Here is an 18,407-nt window from a genome sequence, read left to right as displayed (position 1 = left end):
CGGTGCGTTTTGGTGTGTGGAAACAACTGAGCGCTTTTATTACGCTGGAGGGGTAGGGAGCTCCGCGGGCTGCGATGGGCTATGGCGGCTCGCGCCATTCCCGCGGAGAACATTCTAGAACCGACCGGTGGCGTGTCAGAGAAGGCTTCAAGGAACGAATCGGCCGGGCCCTAGTGAAACCATCCGTGAGCTCCGGGCATGGGGGACCTTGGGAACGAAGGGAGGGAGGAGCATGTATCAAAAGATACTCTTTTGCGCCGATCTCTACGCCAGTTCGGATTACGCCTTTGCCGCGGCACTGGATCTTGCGGAGCGGTCCGAAGCGGAACTGATCATCCTCCATGTGTTGGAGTCCCGGCACAGGTATTCAGGGCACGTGATCACCGAAGACGGTGAAACGTGGGCGGGACCGGAAGTCATTGAGAAACTCAAGAAAAAACTTCGAGAGTACTACCTGATTCGCATTGAACGAGAAGATCCACCCAATGTGCGGGTGAAAATGCGGGCGGGGGATTCCTTGGATGGAAATCTGTCGGTTGGCGCGTAAAGAAAAGGTGGACCTGATTGTCATTGGCCCTTACACCCTCCACGATCCTAAAGCACCCCTGGAATTGGAAAAGTCCCATCTAGGCCAAAACGCTCAGGAGGTATCCCTGCGCGCACCTTGTCAGGTCTCCATTGTGACTTCTCCTAAGCAACGGCTGGCTCTGGAAAAAGCCGAGGAACACGGGCGATCCAAAAAGCGAAGACGAAAGACGATGTAACAGGAAGGCGAAAACGGGTTACAAGAAAAAGCCATCTCGAAGAGCGGCGTGATCCAGGCAAAACGGCAGGAGGTTTCATGAGACGGGGTGCTCAAATCTTTGTGGTGTGCTGTATCGCGGTGTTTTTAGGAACGTGGGCGCGGTGTCAGGACGAGGTGATCGTCTTCGAGAAAGGCGGCGGGAAAGCCGTGCAGCGGCCGGCTGTTTCCTTTCCCCATGAAACGCATGCCCAGCTGGTGGAGTGCACGCGGTGCCATCACGACTACGATGCCTATGGTGTCAACAAGGGCAGCGAAGGCCAGAAATGCGCCGACTTCCATGGTAACCTATCTGTGACCAACCCTGTGCCTCTTCAAAGCGCTTTTCATGACCAGTGCTTGTCGTGTCATGAGCGCCTGCACGCCCGTGAGGGGCGAAACCTTCCTGTCATGTGCGGCCAGTGCCATGTGCGCTGAGACGTAAGCCTTGGCCGATGCCGTTGCCCCGTCATTCGGCGCCTTTCGTCAAGGTCAAGGCAAAAATCGAACACGGGGCGTGAAGACTCCTTGGATTCTCCTTGACATTTCCTTGTGGGCAAAGCAGTAGGAGCGTGTTCGAAAATGGCTTTTCAAGGCCGTTTTCGTTTCATTGTGTAGGAGCGCCGCAAGGCGCGATCAGGCGTCGCGGGTTGCGGCGCTCCTAAAGTCCTATAGGAAGGGGTTCTCGGACGGCCCCCTTCGAGGCCTTCCGAGAGCGTGTTTTCGCCGGTTGACGGCCCAATCATTGGAGCGAATGACAACGCCGTAAGCGGCCGAAGTTTGCCTTCTCTAACGGCCTTTCAGGATGGTCGTGGTGCCGCCGTGAAAACAGGGCGCACGGGCTTTGTATCCTGGTTCCGGTGGACCCCCTTACGGCGCCGGCCAGCTGCCGAAACTCAGAATCGAAGGAGGACCTGCAAGGATGGAACGGACATTATCGATCATCAAACCGGACGGTGTGCAAAGGAGTCTTGTGGGCAACATCGTGGGGCGCTTTGAAAGCGCAGGGTTTCGCATCGTGGGCATGAAACGGCTTTCCCTGAGCAAGAAAGAAGCGGAGGCCTTTTATGCCGTGCACAAGGAGCGGCCTTTCTTTGACAGCCTCACTTCTTATATGTCTTCGGGACCCGTGGTGGTCATGGTCTTGGAAGGCCCCAATGTGATTCAACGCAACCGTGAAATCATGGGCGCCACCAATCCGGCGCAGGCCGCTGAGGGAACCATTCGCAAAGATTACGGGTTGGATGTGGAAAAGAACACGGTCCATGGCTCTGACGCGCCGGAGACGGCGGCCAAGGAAATCGCGTTCTTTTTCAGTGAACTGGAACTCATGCGTTAGAACGATCGATCTCAAGGAGGCGTGCCATGCGCTGGCATATTGTGCTGACGGCCATGATGAGCCTGGTGGCTTTTTCCTGTTCGGGCATTGGGACCAAGCAAGCCCAGGAACCGACGGCGATTGTGAGCGCGCCGCCCGTCCACTCTTCCATCCCGTCTCAGCCTCCGACCTTTATGGCGCCGTACGTGGCACCCCCTTCAAACATGGACCTGTGCGGAGAACCCGTTCCCTTGCACGACCGTGATGTGCTGGAAAGGTTCGATCGGGAATTTACCATCGTGGTGTATTCTCACGCCCAGGTCTATTTGTGGTTAAAAAGGGCGGAACGCTTCTTTCCATGGTTTGAAGAGGAACTGCGCCGGCGAGGGCTTCCTGAGGATCTTAAATATGTGGCTGTGGCTGAAAGTGATCTGCAGCACGGCGCCGTGTCGCCGGCGGGAGCTGCCGGGATGTGGCAGTTCATTCCATCCACGGGATCTCGTTATGGATTGGATCAAAATCCACAGCTGGATCAACGGTACGATTTTGAGATGGCCACGGACAGTGCGCTTCGATACCTGGCCGACCTGTACCGGCGTTTCAATAATTGGACTCTGGCCATTGCGGCCTACAACTGCGGGGAAAAGCGGGTTTCCGATGAGATGGCCTTTCAGAGGGTGAGCGACTACTATCAGTTGAAGCTTCCTCTGGAAACGGAACGCTACGTGTTCCGTATCTTGGCCATTAAGGCCGTTCTTTCCAACCCGCAAAGGTACGGATATGCCCTGCCCTCCGGAGCGGGGTATCCTCCGGAGCGTTTTGATGTGGTCACCATCACCACGCGATATGCGGTGCCCATCGTGGCGTTGGCTCAAAGAGCCGGCATTACGTACAGGGAATTCAAGAGGCTCAATCCGGCCTTCACCACCACGAGCATTCCACCGGGAACCCATCGCGTGCGTGTGCCGGAAGGACACGGCAAAGCCTTGGAACAGGGGTTGGAGTCTTTTTTGGCGAGCTACAGAGTGCCGGAAGTGATTCTCCACAGGGTGAATCGGGGAGAAACTTTGACCGAAATAGCGAAGCGCTACAATGTGTGTGTCTCTGATATCAAGCAATGGAACGGCCTAAAGGATTCAACGGTCAAACCCGGCCAGACGCTTCGCATCCAACGCTGAAGCTTCATGGGGGATCCTTGACAATGCCGGAAAACCCCCGTTACGATGGGTAGATTGGTTGGGTGTTTTTCCACGCCTTGACACGAGGGTTTGAGGCATGCGGCCATCGGTGATCGATGAGGCGGCCAAACGATTGCAGGCCAGTTCCTGGGCTGTGGCGCTCACCGGTGCCGGCATTTCCGTGGAAAGCGGCATTCCGGATTTTCGAAGTCCGGGTGGTTTATGGTCCAGGTACGACCCTTTGGAATACGGGGATATTCGCTCTTTTCGCACTAATCCCTGTAAAGTTTGGCGCATGCTGATGGACATGGACCGCATGCTTCACGAAGCGGAACCCAACCCAGCCCATTACGCTTTGGCGGTGCTTGAAAGGGAAGGCGTGCTGAAAGGGGTCATTACCCAAAACGTGGACAGCCTGCACCAGAGGGCGGGCAGCCGTCATGTGGTGGAATTTCACGGCCACGGCCGCAGTGCCCGATGTGATCAGTGTGGGCGGGAGGTGCCCCGAAAGGCGCTCAAGGTGCAGGACTTGCCTCCGCGGTGCGCCTGTGGAGGGCCTATGCGGCCCAATTTTGTTTTCTTTGGGGAGGACATTCCACGAGCGGCCTACCTCCAAGCGATGCACATGATGGAGCGGTGTGATCTCTTGTTGGTGGTGGGAACTTCCGCCACTGTGGCGCCGGCTTCTTATTTGCCTCTTATGGCCAAGAACCGAGGCGGGTTTCTCATTGAGGTCAACCCGAACGCGACCGACCTGACATCGATGCACACAGATCTTCACGTGCCCTTGCCGGCAGGTCAGGCGCTGCCGGCCATCGTTTCAGCGCTGGGACTGTCCATGGAATGATGGCGACAGAAAGTGAGTGTGGTGGCCATGGCTTTTTTGACGATGTTTTCTCCCGTGTGGGCAACGGTGGCGTTAGCGGCGCCGGAGGCTGGCGCCGCTAACGGCGTGACAAATATGATTTGGAACGCCGGCCCCATGGTCAAGCTGGTGCTGCTGGCGCTGGTGGCCATGTCCCTGGGCTGTTGGGGAGTGGTCCTGGTGAAATTCAAGTCGTTTCGTCGCGCAGAAAAGCAATCGGAAGATTTTTACGAGCTCTACCGCCAAAAAAAGAGCTTTGCATTATTGTACCGGGAAAGCCAGGCGCTGGATGAAAGTTACCTGGCTCAAGTGTTTCGCTCCGGCTACACCGAGTGGGGACGGGTGACGAAGATGCTGGAGTCTTTGGGTTCGGTGGAACCGGCTGCGTGGAGTGGCGAGGAGGCTTTGAGCACGGTGGAAAAAGCCATGGAGGGGGCGATGCTTTTGGAAGTGCGGCGGTTGGAGCGGTTTCTTCCCCTGTTGGCCACCACAGGCAACACGGCCCCGTTCATCGGCCTCTTCGGCACAGTCTGGGGCATCATGACCTCCTTTCATCACATCGGCTTGAAAGGAGCGGCCAATCTGGCCGTGGTGGCGCCGGGTATCTCCGAAGCACTGGTGGCGACGGCCATCGGTCTTTTTGCCGCTATTCCCGCTGTGATTTTCTTTAACTATTTCATGAACCGCATTCAGGCCATTCAGGGACAGATGCAATACTTCGCGGGGGATCTCTACGCCGTGCTAAAGAGGGAATGGGTGCGACGATCCGTGGTGCACTCCAAGGAGGGGGCGGAAGAGTCCCCAGCGGTCATTCGCACCACACGTTGAGAGTTGCCCTTATGAAAACCCAAGGTCCTTCTCGACATCTTCTGTCCGAAATCAACGTCACACCCTTTGTGGACGTGATGTTGGTACTGTTGATTATTTTTATGGTGACCGCCCCCATGATGATGCAGGGCATCGATGTGGACCTGCCCGATGCCGAAGCGCCGGCCATTCCTTCGGAGCAAGAAAGGCTGGTTGTCACGGTGGACGCCCAAAGGAAAGTGTACATCAACGAATACGCCGTGGACATGGACACCCTTGGACCGAAACTGAGCGCCATTTACCGAAACAGAGGAGGCAAACAGGGGGTTTTTTTAAGGGCCGATGCTTCCCTTCCCTATGGCTTTGTCATGGAAGTCATGGGCACGATTCGACAGGCGGGCATCGATCAAATCGGCATGGTCACGGAATCGGGCGAAAACCGGGCAAAGGCACCGGGTGGATAGGTCATGAGGACGGCTGCAGACGCTTTTGATCGCTTGCGTCTTCCGCGCCAGGACGTGCTTTGGGGCATGGCGGTTTCCGTCATCGTGCATGCGGTCATGGTCTTTGTGGTGGTTTTTTTGCCGCATATGCTTCCAAGAAAGCCTGTGGAGATGCCCTTTTACGCCGTGAAGTTGGTGAGCGCGGGGGAAGTGGGTCTGGATGCGGTGGGGGGTGGCCAGGGGCTGCCAGCCCAGGTTAAGGCTCCCAAGGCCCCGACGGGTGCGCCGCAAAAGGCGACCGCGCCGGTTCCCGTAGTGCCCGTGAAACGTCTTGCGGATGGGTTCAAGGTTGCCGAGGCTAAAGTGGAAAAGCTGCAAGGGACAGCCGGCCCCAGCCTGGAACCTGTGGGAAAGCCGTCCATTGAAAAGAGTGTGGAACAACTGCTGCCCAAAGACAGGGCCGAGCGACCCAAGGCACCGGCCATGTCGCAAGGGGCGTCGACGGATGCACGATCGGTCTCATCTTCGGACGCCAAGGAATCCGCCGCCAAGGGTTCGAGGGCGGGTTCCGGCACAGGCGGTGCGGCCAAGGGCGTTTCGGGACCTTCGGGTTTGGAAGGCGCAATGGACCAGCTGGCTCTGGCGCGGCGTTTGTACTACACCGAAGTCTGGGCCGCCATCAAGAGACAGTGGGTGCTACCCAAATCCCTCATCAGTGTGCAGGGCTTGGAAGCCGTGGTCATCATTGTGGTGCGCCGGGACGGCAAGATCGAAAAGATGCAGTTTGAAAAAAAGTCGGGAAATCCGCTGTTTGACGAGTCGGTGCTTCGAGCCATTCAAAAGGCGGATCCATTGCCGAAGTTTCCGGACATCTACAGTCCGCCACGAGACGAAATCGGTGTGCGTTTTCGGCCTGAAGATCTGGCGTGAGGACTCTCTTGGGGAAAGGAAACGAAAACAGAGTGCGCAGAGGAGGGCTTTCCTGGATACTGTTTTTCGGGGTGTGGACAGCCTGCATGAGCCTGCCAGTTTTTTCGGCGCGGGCGGCCGCCGAACGGGTCTACATTGATATCACACAGCCTGGTTTCGTTAAACTGCCGATCGCGGTTCCAGACTTCAAGATGCAAGGAAGTGGAGAGCTGGCTTTGGCGCATCGGATGGCTGAGGTGATTGGGGCCGATTTGGATTTCTCCGGCTATTTTAAGGTGCTGGACCCTGCAGGTTTTCTGGAATCTCCGCAGCAGATGGGTGTTTTGCCCTCGGAAATCCGCTTTGATACCTGGAAGGCCATCGGCGCTGAATTCCTCGTGCGAGGTCTTTATGAAGCTCGAGGCGCAAGCCTGAATGTGGAGTTTCGACTTTTCGATGTGATCTCGCAAAAGATGCTGGTCGGCAAGGCCTACGAAGCAGGGGTGGCCGATGCCGTCAGCGTCGCCCATCGCATCGCCAACGAAATCATCGCGGCACTCACGGGAGAGGCTGGCATTTTTGATACGCGCATTGCTTTCGTTCAGGCCGAAGGAGACGCTAAAGAAATTTATGTGATGGATCTGGACGGCCGAAACCCCACCCCCATCACTCGGGACGGCAGCACGGCCCTGTCTCCGGCATGGAGTCCCGACGGAACCCAGTTGGCTTTTGTGAGCTACCTGGAAGGGCAGCCGAAGATTTTTGTGGCCGACGTTTTTTCAGGGGCGCGGCGGGCCCTGAGCGGGTATCCAGGGATCAACATCACACCAGCATGGCATCCGAAAGGAGGGCGCCTGGCCGCTACCTTGTCTAAGGATGGAAATCCGGACATTTTTCTCCTCGACGCTCAGGGATCCATCGTGCAAAAACTCCTGGGCGGATGGGCCATTGAAGTGTCACCATCGTGGTCTCCGGACGGATCGAAGCTGGCTTACGTGTCCAACGAAACGGGAAATCCGCACATCTACATGCTGGATGTGGCCAGCGGAAACAAGAGGCGTTTGACCTACGAAGGCAAGTATAATACGTCACCGGCTTGGTCTCCAAAAGGGGACTGGATTGCCTTTTCCGGTATGGCCGGCGGCACGCATAACATTTTCATCATTCGTCCCGACGGTTCGGATTTGCGAGCCTTGACGCATGGGGAAGGTTCCAACGAAAGTCCCACCTGGTCTCCCGATGGACGGCTCATTGCCTTCAGTTCCACTCGAGAAGGCACGAGCGCCATTTGGGTGACGGGTGTCCATGGCGAGGGAACACGGCGGTTGACTCGACTGGGGGGGGCGCAGAGCCAGCCGAGTTGGTCGCCGCGAAGGAATCGTTAGAAGCGAAAAGTCGTGATTCACCGACGAGGGAGGAAATCATGCAGCATGGGATGAAGGCGGTTGCGGTCTGGTGCGGTCTGCTGGTTATGTTCTTAACCGTGTCGGCGTGTTCCAAGAAAGCTGTGCCCGGACAGGCGGCGTATCCTTCGGCGGCTGCCACGCCTGCGGGCCCTGGAACGGGTCGGTACACGCCGAGCGGTCCCATTGATGAAGCCACGTGGCAGAAACTGGGGTTGCGTACGGAAGAAGAGCGGCAGAGATTTCTGCAGGAAAAGGATCAGTTTCAAAACGAGGACATTTATTTTGAATTCGACGCCTATGTGCTTATGGACGAAGCAAAAACCATCTTGGACAAAAAGGTGGATTTTCTGCGTCGCTACCCTGCCGTGCACGTGACCATCGAAGGCCATTGTGACGAACGCGGCACCAACGACTACAATCTTGCGTTGGGAGAACGACGGGCCAACAGCGCCTGGCAGTATCTGGTCAATTCCGGCATCGAACCTCATCGGTTGAGCATGATCAGTTACGGCGAAGAACGGCCCATCGCGCTGGGTCATGACGAAGCGTCCTGGGCCAAGAATCGACGGGCTCATTTCGTGGTGCAGTTTTAGGAGGATAAGGGGCGGCCCATGGGCGGGACGACAAGGCGGCGAAGAAGCCTTGGATGGGGAGCTGTGCTGAGCGTATCCACCCTCCTTTGGGGATGCGCCTCCACGCAAGAAATCACGCTGCTTCAGAACAACCTTTCCAGCCTTCAGGTGCAGGTCCGCGAACTGGACGCCCGCATGCAAAAACTGGAGCAGGCGGTCTTCGGCGCCAAAGGCTCCACGGGCTCCGCAGCGGGAGGACTGGCCGCCTTGAATGCTCGCATGGATCAGATGCAAATGGATGTGGGGCAGATCAAGGGGCAGGTGGAAGAGCTGCGCCACTTTCAGCAGCAGGCTTTGAGGGAGCTATCGGTGCCCAAACCAGCTTCGGACCAGCCGCTGATTTCCATTCCGGGCACCCCCCCCTCGGCCCCGGCCTCTGGAACCACGCCGCCTATAACGACCACCGCACCCACGGCGCCGGCACCAGACCCTGAAAAGGAACTTTATAACGGTGCTCTGGCCCTTTACCAAAAGGGGGACCATGCGGCGGCGCTGCAAAAATTTAAAGAGTTCACGAGTCGGTATCCCACGTCGAAATTGTCCGAGAACGCCCTGTTTTGGGCGGGAGAATGCCATTTCATGATGGGCAATTACCAGGAGGCCATCAACAGTTACCAAGAAATTCTAGATCGGTTTCCCAAAGGAAACAAGGCCCCCCATGCGCTCCTCAAGCAGGGGGCGGCCTTTGAAAAGCTGGGCGACACCACCGCGGCACGTATTCTTTATGAACGTGTCCTGCAACAATATCCCAAGAGCCCTCAAGCCCAGGTGGCCAAGCAATGGCTTGAAAGGCTTAAATAGCACAGGGCCTTGACGTGAACGACCTCCCTTGGAATATGTCCGAGAATGCTTTGTTGTGGCATTAGCCTGGGCCTCGATGTCCCAACCCAAGGACCGCTCCCGGGCGGTCCGAACGGCGGCCGGCTTCAAAGCCGTTCCTTCAAAAGCGTGGGCGCCGGAAAGGCTGGATCCGCTTACAAAGATTCAAGAAAAGCATTGTGGGACAAGCTCCTTTGTCGGTTGTGTCTAGGCATGGCTATTTCCCTTTTGACGCTCTGTGGAGCGCCGCTGCTTGACGCCCAGTCGGAGGTTCCCCCCGCCGTTCGGTTTATTCGCTTTGTGGGTGTCAAGAGTCTGGATGCTGGCCGTCTGGAAAAAATCATGGAAACCCAAGCGAAACGTTTTCGCTGGGGGCAGGGCGCCCCCTTGGATGAGACCGTCCTGCGCAGGGATGTGGAGCGGATTGAGAAATTTTATAAGAGCCAAGGATTTTATGACGCTCGTGTCTTGGGACATCGTTTGATTCCCTTGGGAGGCCGCGAAGTGATCCTGGAGATCACGGTGGAGGAAGGGCGGCCCGTCATCGTGGAAAGTGTGGATTTGACCGTGGATAACGCCCCTTTGGGCCCGTGGCATGACGACCTTCTCCAGGTGATTCCCCTCAAACCTAGGCGCCGCTTCACCTCCTCGGATTTTTACGACACGGAAAAGCGGGTGCGGGAGTTCTTGAGCGATTGGGGGTACCCTCGAGCCACTGTGGAAACCCAAGGCATCATGGACAAGGAGGCGAAGACGGCCCACATCCAAGTGCACGTGGCGCTGGGACCCGCGTGTTTTTTTGGCCCCGTGCGCGTGGAAGGGAACCGACGCGTGGAAACGGCCCTTATTGTCAATGAGCTCACCTTTCGACCCGGTGAGCGATACCGGGCCAAGGCTCTGCACGATTCCCAAAAGCGCCTCATGGATCTCCATCTTTTTACCTTCGTGGACATTCAACCCCAGTTGGATGCCTCATCTGAAGGTGAAATCCCGGTTTCCGTGGTGGTCAAGGAAGCCAAAAGCCAAACGGTGCGCTTGGGGGCGGGTTATGGGACGGAAGATCAGCTGCGAGGGCGCGTGGGGTATGAATATCGGAATTTCCTCGGACAGGGTCGAAAGCTGGAGCTGGATGCCAGGGCAAGTTCTCGGGCGCGGTTTTTCGAGGGTCGATTGACGCAGCCCCACTTTCTCTACGAGCCCTTTCGGCTGAAGGTCTCCGGCGGTGTGTCTCGAGAGATGCAGGAAAGCTACACCAACGAACAGTACTTTTTCCGACCTCAAGTAACCTGGCAGGTCAATGAACATTGGCTGCTCAATGCCGGACCGAACGTGGAGGCCAACCGCCTCCTGGACGTGGATCTCACCTCCCAAGCCATACGACCCAGTGATCAAAAAGGAGAAGAATACTACGTCTCCTCTTTGGTGTTTGGGGCCACTTACCAAAGGGTGGACAACATTTTGAATCCTCGGCGGGGCGTGCAGTTTTTACAAAGGTTGGAGTGGGGCGGTTCACTTGTGGGTTCCGAAGTGGCCTTTGTGAAATTGGGTCTGGAAGGCCGCTCGTACCTGCCCATCGATCCTTTGGGCGTGCTGGCTTTTCGTGCCAAATGGGGCAGCATCGCCGAACTGGAAGACACGGCTCGCGTGCCCATTTTCAAACGCTACTTCAGTGGCGGAAGTACCAGCATTCGGGGATATCCTTACCAAAAACTGGGACCCTTGGACGACGACGGAAACCCTCTTGGAGGACTCACCCTGCTGGAACTGAGCGGCGAATGGCGTTTCCCCCTCAAGAATTCCTGGGAAGGCGTGCTTTTTGTCGATGCGGGCAACGTCTATGAGAACCGCTATCAGCTGCTCTGGAACCAGCTCCGTTCCAGTGTCGGCACCGGACTTCGATACAAAACTCCCGTGGGACCTCTGCGCCTGGATTTCGGATACCAGCTGAATCCTCCCGACCAGGATTTTTTCAACCGCTACCAGATTCACTTGAGCATCGGGCAGGCTTTTTGACGCCATCTCGATACCTATTGTCTGAAAACACCTTCGGTAGGAGCGGCGCAAGCCGCGATCCTTATCGCGCCGTGCGCCGACTCTACAGAACATCTTCTCAAAGACACTCCGAAGGAAGGAGGACTCCGGCGCCCTCGATGCGATCCGCTTTGAGGTCCCGCAGGGCCTCGTTGGCCGCCGTCAAAGGGTAGGTGCGCACCGTGGCCCGTACGGGCACCGCGGCCGCTGTGGCCAGAAGTTCCAAAGCATCCTGTCGTGTGTTGGCCGTGACGCTGTGCACATTCTTTTCATAGAAAAGATGCCTCTCGTAGTCCATGGGCGGAATCTGGCTCATGTAGATGCCAGCAAGGGCCAGAGTGCCACCCTTGTCCAAGTGTTCCAGGGCCTCGGGAACCAGAGTGCCTGCGGGTGCGAAGACGATGGCATGCTGGACTCTGACGGGAAGATCTTTGGCGGAAGCCCCCGCCCACACGGCGCCAAGATCCCGAGCAAGCTTTTGATGGCGTGGGGTGCGCGAGACGGCATACACGTCATAGCCCCAATAGCGAGCGATCTGAATGACGATGTGCGCGGAGGAACCAAAGCCGTAGAGGGCCAAGGTGCGAGGGTGTTCGGCAGGTCGCGGATCCGGAGGGCCGCACAGGGCCCTCTTAAGGCTGCGATAGCCGATGATGCCGGCGCATAGCAAGGGAGTGGCTGCAGCGTCGGAAAGGTTGTCCGCGATGGGGTAAGCGAAATCCTCATGGACCACCGCATGGGTGGCGTATCCACCGGGGGCATGGTAGCCGGTAAACAGAGCTTTTTCGCAAAGGTTTTCAAAGCCGTGTCGGCAATAACGGCACGTGCCGCAGGTATGCCGCAGCCAGGCGATGCCCACACGGTCTCCTTCCCGAAACCGATGGGTTCCAGGGCCTTTCTTGTCCACCCGTCCCACGATCTGATGTCCCGGAATGACGGCATGGCCCAAGGGAGGCAGTTCTCCTTCGATTATATGCAGATCCGTTCGGCACACGCCGCAGGCCGAAACCCTGATGCGAATTTCCCCTTGGGAAGGCTCGGGGTCCGGAAGTTCTTCCAAAACGAGCGGACGGTGTTCCACGGGAGCGCAACGGTGTAAGACCATGGCTTTCATGGGGCATCCTTTCCCTTGCGAGCAAGAAACCATGAACATCAGTTGATTTGACAGGCTGCGTGATTGATAATTGATTTAATCTGAGACAGCTCGCAGAGTCAACCCATCGAGGAAGATCCAAACGTGGGATCCATCAAAGGTCAAGCAAAAACGCCGCCGAATGCCTCAAGAAGCCGTCGACCCTTTCATGGCACACCGATTCTTTCAGGCTTTCCAAGGACCGTGATCGTCCTGGGTGTCCTGGGCCTTGGTCTTTCGCTTTGCATCGTGCTCCTGATGCACACACCCTGGGTCCAAGACTGGATGACCAGGGTGGTGGTGGAGCGCGTGCACCAAGCAACAAGCCTTCAGGTGGCTGTGCGCGGATTTCGCTGGTCCCCTTGGAAAAGCGTTCGCTTTAATGACGTTTCCCTGAAGTCCGGTGAAACCGTGGTATTGTCGGCGGATTCTCTGGACATGCACTACAGCCTCAGCTGGTCGAAACCGCATGTGACCCTGCGCCATGTGACCCTGCACAGGCCCTTTGTGCGACTGGAAAAGTCGGATGACGGGCGGTGGCGCATTCCTCTGCCTAGGGACGAAGGCAAGGGAAACGGGAACGAGCCGGCCAGGCGGTGGGTTCTAAAACTTCTTGGGCAGGTAACGGTGGTTTCCGGTCGAGTTCAAGGTTTTGAAGGCGAACGATGCATTCTGGATGTGTCTGAAATGACAGGAACGTTGTGGGTGCGCCAGGAATCCGAGAATGGGTCTTTGGGTGTCCAAGTGAGCCTTGACCCGTGGCGCATGGAATTACAGGCGCCCGTGCGCAGTGAGGTTTCCTTGACTGCGGGGGCTCTTCTCCACGACGGAATCCTTCGCGTGGACACGTTGCAGGTGACAGTCAACGAAACGTCACACATAGCGCTGAGTGGAACCTGGTATGATTTCCCCGCAGGAAGCTTCTCGGCACAGGTTCGGCTGATGCCGTGGTCATGGACCATCAAAGGCTGGGGACCTCGCCAAGGGGAGCACGCGCTGTCCGTTGTCCTGAAAGGCTCCCTGGATCTCGAAGGCACACCGGCACGGCTCTACGGCCGATATGATCTTCAAGGCGGTCATGGAAACCTTGTGGGCACGGCTCTGTGGACGATCACCAAAGAGAAGGCCATGATCACGGCAGACATGTCGATCACGGAGCTGCTGGTGCCATGGGACATTCAAGGGGCATCGACCTTTTCGGGAAAAACGCACCTTGTCTTGGAGCGCAAGCGAGGGGGCGAAACGAAAATAAGCTTTGCCCTCCGTCAGGGACGCTACAGTGCCGAAAAGATGACCCTGCAGGATCTGACTTTGAATGTGGATTTTCAGGAGGGAATCTTCGTTGTGCGGCGGGCTGCGGGCCGATGGGACAATGGGGGCCTCGTGGAAGCGTCCGGAACCATCGTCGGCATACCATCTGCACCCGTGGGAACCCTGCGTCCGACCCTGGACCTTGACGTCAAAGCGGACCGCATGCCTTTGGCCCTTTTGAAGCACGCGGTGCCCGACCGTCCCTTGGCGGGCATGGTTTCGGGACAGGGGAAACTGCAAGGGACCTGGCCGCATTGGACATGGAAGGGGCGAGTCAGCGCACGGGATGTGATCATCGATGCCTTTCGGGCCAAGACCGTGCGCATCGATGGCACGTCCACCCTTTCGTGCCTGAAGGAGGCGCGAAAACTCACCATGGAACTCTCAGCCTTTGCTTACGGAGAATATACCGGAGACTTTCTTTCGGTCACTTTGCACCAGCAGGGCGAGGCGACTATGGCGGACATGGAAGTTCACGGGCGCCGCCTCGCGGCCCTGGACCACCTGAACCTCAAGGCCAAGCTGACTTCCTTGCAGGACCCTCACAAAAGGCTCCGGATCGAAGAGGCGGAATTTTCCGTCGCCGGTGATCAATACACGGCCCAGGGAGAGCTCCGCATTGGTTCAGGGGCGGTACAGGTGTCTTCACTTCGTATGAGCCGCGGCGACGAAGAGGTGCAGGTTCACGGAACCCTGGGAATTCCTGAGCCCCTGGATCTTTCTGCGCGCATAAAAAATGTGGATATGGCTTCGTGGCTGCCGCGGTTTTTGCCGGAAGCTTCGAGGAAGGACGAACTCAACAAGTGGCTTCGAGGACGCCTGGACGCTCAAGTGCGTCTTCAAGGAACGGTGGAAAAGCCCGTCATGGTTCTGGACGCCTCGGTCAGCCAGCTGGCCGTACCGGACCAGGAACGTTTCTTCCTCGCCCTTTCGGGACGTTATGAAGCGGAAAAATTGACCCTTCACGGCGAGCTTTTCGCCCCCTTCCTGAACAATCCCGTTCTTATGGAGGGAACCTGGCCCTTGGAGCTTCGACTTGTGCCCTGGACGTGCAGCCTTCGTCACGGGGCGGAGGGACAGGTGCGATCCTCGGCGCAGAATGTGCCGCTGGAAAGCCTGCGCGCGATCATTCCTTTAAAAGAACTCAAAGGTTCGGCTTCTTGGGATGTGCGCCTTAGAGGTTCCTTGAAAAATCCCCATCTGGAAGGTTCGGGCACGGTGCATGGCGCATCCTTTCTGTGGCCTGGTTGGACGGAGAAGGTGCAGGATCTTGAGGTGCAGTGGCGGGCTGAAGAATCGTCCATTCGCTTGGAGGCCGCCCAATGGACGATGCTCGGCAGCCGCGGGCAGGCTCGAGGGGATGTTTTTTTTTCATCTGCTTGCCGTTTTGACGGCTATACCGTTCACGTGGTCGGGGATGATGTGCGGTTTCCCGCAATATTCGGGATCCAAGGGCAGGGGGCGATACGCGGAACCGTGAACCAGAAAGGTCATGACTTTGCGCCGGAGATTGTGGGCGAGGTGATTCTTCACAAGACCGCCATCCATTTGGGTGAATTGGAAAAGGACGTGGCCCGTCAGATTCGCCTCGTGGAAGAAACCGGCCGAGGTCCCAAGGTCATTCTTGGGACACGCCGAAACCAGCCCCAAAAGCTTAAAGGGTTTCAAAACGTGGCGATGCAGCTCAAGATTCAGCTGCCTTCAAAGGATGCCTGGGCGCGTGGATTCGGCTTGGAAGCCGAGGTGCACGGTGCGGCGACCCTGAGTAAGGCACGAGGCGGCCCTATCCAGCTGCACGGCACCCTGTGGACTTCTCGAGGGGAATACACCTTTCAGGGCGTGCGCATGCGCGTGGTGGAAGGTGAGCTCACGTTTCGAGGGGAGACGCCGCCGGATCCCTTTCTGTCTTTGACGTGCCAAAAAGATCTTCGGGATGTGAGCGTCACAGCGTCGCTTACGGGCCCGCTCAGTCGCCCGACGCTGGTCTTCTCTAGTTCTCCGGAAATGGACCAGGTGGACATTGTCTCTGTGCTGCTCTACGGCCGCCCGGCCAGGGAACTCAACGCCCGACAAACCCAAGAGCTTCAGGATCGGGGCGTGCAGTTTGTTTTGGGAGGCACCACGCCCATGGTGAAAAGCCTTTTTGGCGGCATTGCCCTTTCACCCGATGCGGTGGACATCAAGGGGACTGAAAACGGCAGTGTGCTGGAAATCGGCAAGTACCTGACCCCGGCGCTTTATGTCAGGTACCAAAAGAGCCTGGAAGGCAATGAGAAGGATGAGCTGCGCACGGAATACCGCGTGAACCGGTTCCTTTCCGTGGAAAGCGAGGTGGGACGAGAAGACCGGGCAGGTGTAGACGTGTTTTTCCGCTACGATTTCGGCCAATGACAAAGGAGGAGTTGGGCCATGAAAATGCAGGAAATTCGAGCCAAAGCCAAGGCGATGGGCATCAACTCTTTTGGCAAGAAAAAAGCGCAACTCATTCGAGAAATTCAAAAGGCGGAAGGCAATTTTGACTGCTTCGGCACCGCTCAAGGTTATTGCGATCAGCTGCAGTGCTGTTTTCGCAGCTTGTGTCTTGCAGCATCTCAAGACAGCAGGCCCTGACTGCCCTGTGGGACCACGGCTTTTGGCTTTCTTTGTGCGGCCGTACCGCAAGGTGCGGTGAGGGTGCCGAGGCCCTGGCCGGTGAGACCTCGGCGACACGGGAACACTTCAAGGAAAGGCAAAGAATGATGATGGAAACTGCGGCTTCCGAGAGAAAAATCGAGTTGCTCAAAGTGCAGAACCAAAAAAAAGCCCGAACAGGTCATTTCCGTCGTTCGCGACCCTCATACTGAAGGCTTTCACACGGAAGGCCTTAAGCGCCTATTCGGTCTGAAAGAAATATGGATTGATACACGAAACATTTCCGAATCCGTTCTAGAATACGCTCAGGTGCTCTCTTTTATCATGGAAACCATCTCCGAGGCCCAGGACTTGAACCTGCCCTATGGATACCAGGACACCTTTACCTTTCGAGGGCTCACGTATGCTTTGAAAGACGCCGGAAACTACCGCGTGCTTCGGCGCATTCCCGAATTCGGCCAAGCCGCCTACGACGAGTGAAACAAGAACGTGCCGGATAAGTCATCTTCGAGTTCTTGGGTGGACCGCCCGTAGGGGCTGAGACCTTTTTCGCGCAGGGTCTGGATCAGTCTTTGGCATGGGGCATTCGGCCTTTGAAGGCGGCTGTCCAGCGCGGGCTCAAGATCGTGTCCAGTACGGGTGGGAAAGGTCCTCAAAGATAGTCATGGCCGCTCCGGCTCCGGCACCAACGGCCGTGACGATCTGTTTGTAGCCGCCTTCCACATCGCCGGCACAATAGATTCCAGGGACGGTGGTTCGGTGAAAACCGTCGTGCTGAATATAGCCTTCGGGGGTCAGGGCAGCGCCGACGGCCTGAGCCAGGCGGTTTTCCGGCACGTAGCCCACGGCCACAAAGACGGCGTCAGCCGGCACATGAAAAATCTCTTCGGTTTTATTGTTTACCAGCTCCACGTGAGTGACTTTCTTGTCCCCGTGGATCTCCTTGACCTCTGTGTTCCACAGCACGGGGATGTGCGCTTCGGTCACGGCCTTGACCAGGTGTTCCTGGGCCCGCAGATAATCGCGGCGATGGACCAGGGTCGTGTGCACGCCGATGTGGTGCAGGTGCAACGCTTCCGTGACGGCACTGTTGCCGCCTCCGATAACCAAAGCCTTTCTCCCTTTATAAAGCGGACCGTCGCAGGTGCTGCAAAAACTCACACCGCGACCGGCCAATCGGCTTTCGCCGGGTACGCCGAGCCGCCGATAGGTGGCTCCTGTGGCGAGCAGCACGGCTCGAGTGTGAAAAAGGCGTCTATTGGTCTTGACGACCATGGGTGCAGAAGGAGAAATGTCCACCACTTCCTCGTTTGGAAAGATTTCCACGTATTCCATGGCATGGGCGACCATGATGTCCACCAGCGTCTTTCCCGCGATGCGTGTAAAGCCGGGGTAGTTTTCCACAACAGGCGTCGTGGCCACCTGGCCACCCAGGGTTCCGCGTTCCACGACGGCGGTGCGAAGGCCGCTGCGCACGGCATAAATGCCCGCCGTCAATCCCGCCGGGCCGCCTCCGACGATGACTAGATCCACCTTGATCTCTTCGGCGTCGCTTTCCGGAATAAAAAGGCTCTGCTGTTCCATTTTTTCCAAGGAGGCCATGAAAAGCTCTTCCGGTTGGGCTCCTTGGGCAATCAGGGTCTCATTGGCAAAGGTTTGAGGGACACTGAAGGCTGAATATTTTTCCGCCAGATCCGGGTGGAATTCAATGTCCACAATCTGGACGGACATTTTGTCGGGGCGTTCCAGCGCGGCCTTGACGGCATTGACAGCCTGTTGCGGACAATAGGGACAGGTGGTGCTGACAAAGACACGGACTTTTCGGGTTTCGGAAATCCGCTGCAGAATTTTTTGTGATTGAGGGCTGAGGGCGCTACGGCGGGAGCCGAGGAGCATAAGGATTTCCACAAAGGTTCGCCCTTCTTCTCCCAGGGGCACGCCCAAGTAGCTTAGTCGGATCCGTTCCGGCTCAAAGACAAAGGCGGGCGCTCGGTCGATACCCCAGGCGGACGTTCGAGGATCTTCCAAGTCTATTTCGTGGAACGTGATGGTATTCGAAAGGGGGCGAAACAGAGCGACGTATTCTCGAACCATCTGCGTCAGGGTTTCGTGCTGTTTTTTGTCCGTGACCACGTAAACGGCAA

The 18,407-nt window shown here is 57.2% G+C and carries 18 protein-coding genes; 16 read left to right on the top strand and 2 right to left on the bottom strand.

Translation table 11 applies throughout. The features are described 5' to 3' along the window. The first annotated feature begins 232 nt into the window (after window positions 1–232). The 13 genes from ACUVSA_RS06525 to bamA all read left to right on the top strand — a co-directional run bounded on the left by ACUVSA_RS06525 (window position 233) and on the right by bamA (window position 11,171). The gene (locus ACUVSA_RS06525) at window positions 233–547 is read left to right on the top strand and encodes a universal stress protein (RefSeq protein WP_445890472.1); all 315 of its coding nucleotides are present in this window, start codon (window positions 233–235) and stop codon (window positions 545–547) included. Beyond that, on the top strand, window positions 522–764 hold the full coding sequence (locus tag ACUVSA_RS06520) for a hypothetical protein (protein ID WP_445894214.1): 243 nt from the start codon (window positions 522–524) through the stop codon (window positions 762–764). Before ACUVSA_RS06525 ends, ACUVSA_RS06520 begins: the two co-directional genes overlap by 26 nt. Window positions 765–841: 77 nt before the next feature. Beyond that, window positions 842–1,219 (top strand): cytochrome c3 family protein, encoded by a 378-nt coding sequence (locus ACUVSA_RS06515; RefSeq protein ID WP_445890473.1) that lies wholly within the window; start codon window positions 842–844, stop codon window positions 1,217–1,219. A 484-nt stretch (window positions 1,220–1,703) separates the two neighbouring features. Continuing rightward, window positions 1,704–2,120: a nucleoside-diphosphate kinase gene (gene ndk / locus ACUVSA_RS06510; protein WP_445894213.1), complete on the top strand. Its 417-nt coding sequence runs from the start codon at window positions 1,704–1,706 to the stop codon at window positions 2,118–2,120. 26 nt (window positions 2,121–2,146) lie between these two features. Then, window positions 2,147–3,277, top strand: coding sequence for a transglycosylase SLT domain-containing protein (locus tag ACUVSA_RS06505; RefSeq protein ID WP_445894212.1), 1,131 nt, complete (start codon window positions 2,147–2,149; stop codon window positions 3,275–3,277). A 97-nt stretch (window positions 3,278–3,374) separates the two neighbouring features. Continuing rightward, window positions 3,375–4,124, top strand: coding sequence for an SIR2 family NAD-dependent protein deacylase (locus ACUVSA_RS06500; protein WP_445894211.1), 750 nt, complete (start codon window positions 3,375–3,377; stop codon window positions 4,122–4,124). Window positions 4,125–4,151: 27 nt separating this feature from the next. Further along, entirely contained in the window at window positions 4,152–4,970 is an 819-nt protein-coding gene (gene tolQ / locus ACUVSA_RS06495; RefSeq protein WP_445894210.1) for a protein TolQ, read from the top strand. Further along, complete coding sequence (gene tolR / locus ACUVSA_RS06490; RefSeq protein WP_445894209.1) at window positions 4,967–5,413, top strand: protein TolR; 447 nt, start codon at window positions 4,967–4,969, stop codon at window positions 5,411–5,413. The genes tolQ and tolR overlap by 4 nt, the downstream gene beginning before the upstream one ends. A gap of 3 nt (window positions 5,414–5,416) precedes the next feature. Further along, window positions 5,417–6,322, top strand: coding sequence for an energy transducer TonB (locus ACUVSA_RS06485; RefSeq protein WP_445894208.1), 906 nt, complete (start codon window positions 5,417–5,419; stop codon window positions 6,320–6,322). A gap of 86 nt (window positions 6,323–6,408) precedes the next feature. Continuing rightward, window positions 6,409–7,686, top strand: a complete 1,278-nt coding sequence (gene tolB / locus ACUVSA_RS06480) for a Tol-Pal system beta propeller repeat protein TolB (protein WP_445894207.1) — start codon at window positions 6,409–6,411, stop codon at window positions 7,684–7,686. Window positions 7,687–7,724: 38 nt separating this feature from the next. Further along, a complete protein-coding gene (pal, locus tag ACUVSA_RS06475) occupies window positions 7,725–8,300 on the top strand; it encodes a peptidoglycan-associated lipoprotein Pal (RefSeq protein WP_445894206.1) in 576 nt (191 codons plus the stop codon). An 18-nt stretch (window positions 8,301–8,318) separates the two neighbouring features. Further along, window positions 8,319–9,140 carry a tol-pal system protein YbgF gene (gene ybgF, locus ACUVSA_RS06470; protein WP_445894205.1) on the top strand — a complete coding sequence of 274 codons (822 nt, stop codon included), beginning with the start codon at window positions 8,319–8,321 and terminating at the stop codon, window positions 9,138–9,140. A gap of 231 nt (window positions 9,141–9,371) precedes the next feature. Continuing rightward, window positions 9,372–11,171 (top strand): outer membrane protein assembly factor BamA, encoded by a 1,800-nt coding sequence (bamA, locus tag ACUVSA_RS06465; RefSeq protein WP_445894204.1) that lies wholly within the window; start codon window positions 9,372–9,374, stop codon window positions 11,169–11,171. 97 nt (window positions 11,172–11,268) lie between these two features. Here bamA and ACUVSA_RS06460 read toward each other — a convergent pair whose 3' ends face one another. Next, window positions 11,269–12,303 carry a zinc-dependent alcohol dehydrogenase family protein gene (locus ACUVSA_RS06460; RefSeq protein ID WP_445890484.1) on the bottom strand — a complete coding sequence of 345 codons (1,035 nt, stop codon included), beginning with the start codon at window positions 12,301–12,303 and terminating at the stop codon, window positions 11,269–11,271. 303 nt (window positions 12,304–12,606) lie between these two features. On the opposite strand from ACUVSA_RS06460, the gene ACUVSA_RS06455 reads away from it, so the two are divergent. The 3 genes from ACUVSA_RS06455 (at window position 12,607) to ACUVSA_RS06445 (ending at window position 16,743) form a co-directional block, all read left to right on the top strand. Further along, window positions 12,607–16,023, top strand: coding sequence for a translocation/assembly module TamB domain-containing protein (locus ACUVSA_RS06455; RefSeq protein ID WP_445894203.1), 3,417 nt, complete (start codon window positions 12,607–12,609; stop codon window positions 16,021–16,023). 18 nt (window positions 16,024–16,041) lie between these two features. Next, window positions 16,042–16,242: an SAP domain-containing protein gene (locus tag ACUVSA_RS06450; protein WP_445890486.1), complete on the top strand. Its 201-nt coding sequence runs from the start codon at window positions 16,042–16,044 to the stop codon at window positions 16,240–16,242. Between the two features lie 345 nt (window positions 16,243–16,587). Further along, window positions 16,588–16,743 carry a hypothetical protein gene (locus ACUVSA_RS06445; protein ID WP_445894202.1) on the top strand — a complete coding sequence of 52 codons (156 nt, stop codon included), beginning with the start codon at window positions 16,588–16,590 and terminating at the stop codon, window positions 16,741–16,743. Window positions 16,744–16,881: 138 nt separating this feature from the next. On the opposite strand, the gene ACUVSA_RS06440 is transcribed toward ACUVSA_RS06445, so the two are convergent. Next, on the bottom strand, window positions 16,882–18,407 hold a 1,526-nt coding region (locus ACUVSA_RS06440), incomplete at its 5' end, for an FAD-dependent oxidoreductase (RefSeq protein ID WP_445894201.1).

It is taken from the genome of Desulfosoma sp., assembly GCF_052743555.1.
Note: the sequence above shows the minus strand (reverse complement) of the source record. Positions and strands in the feature narration are given on the sequence as shown.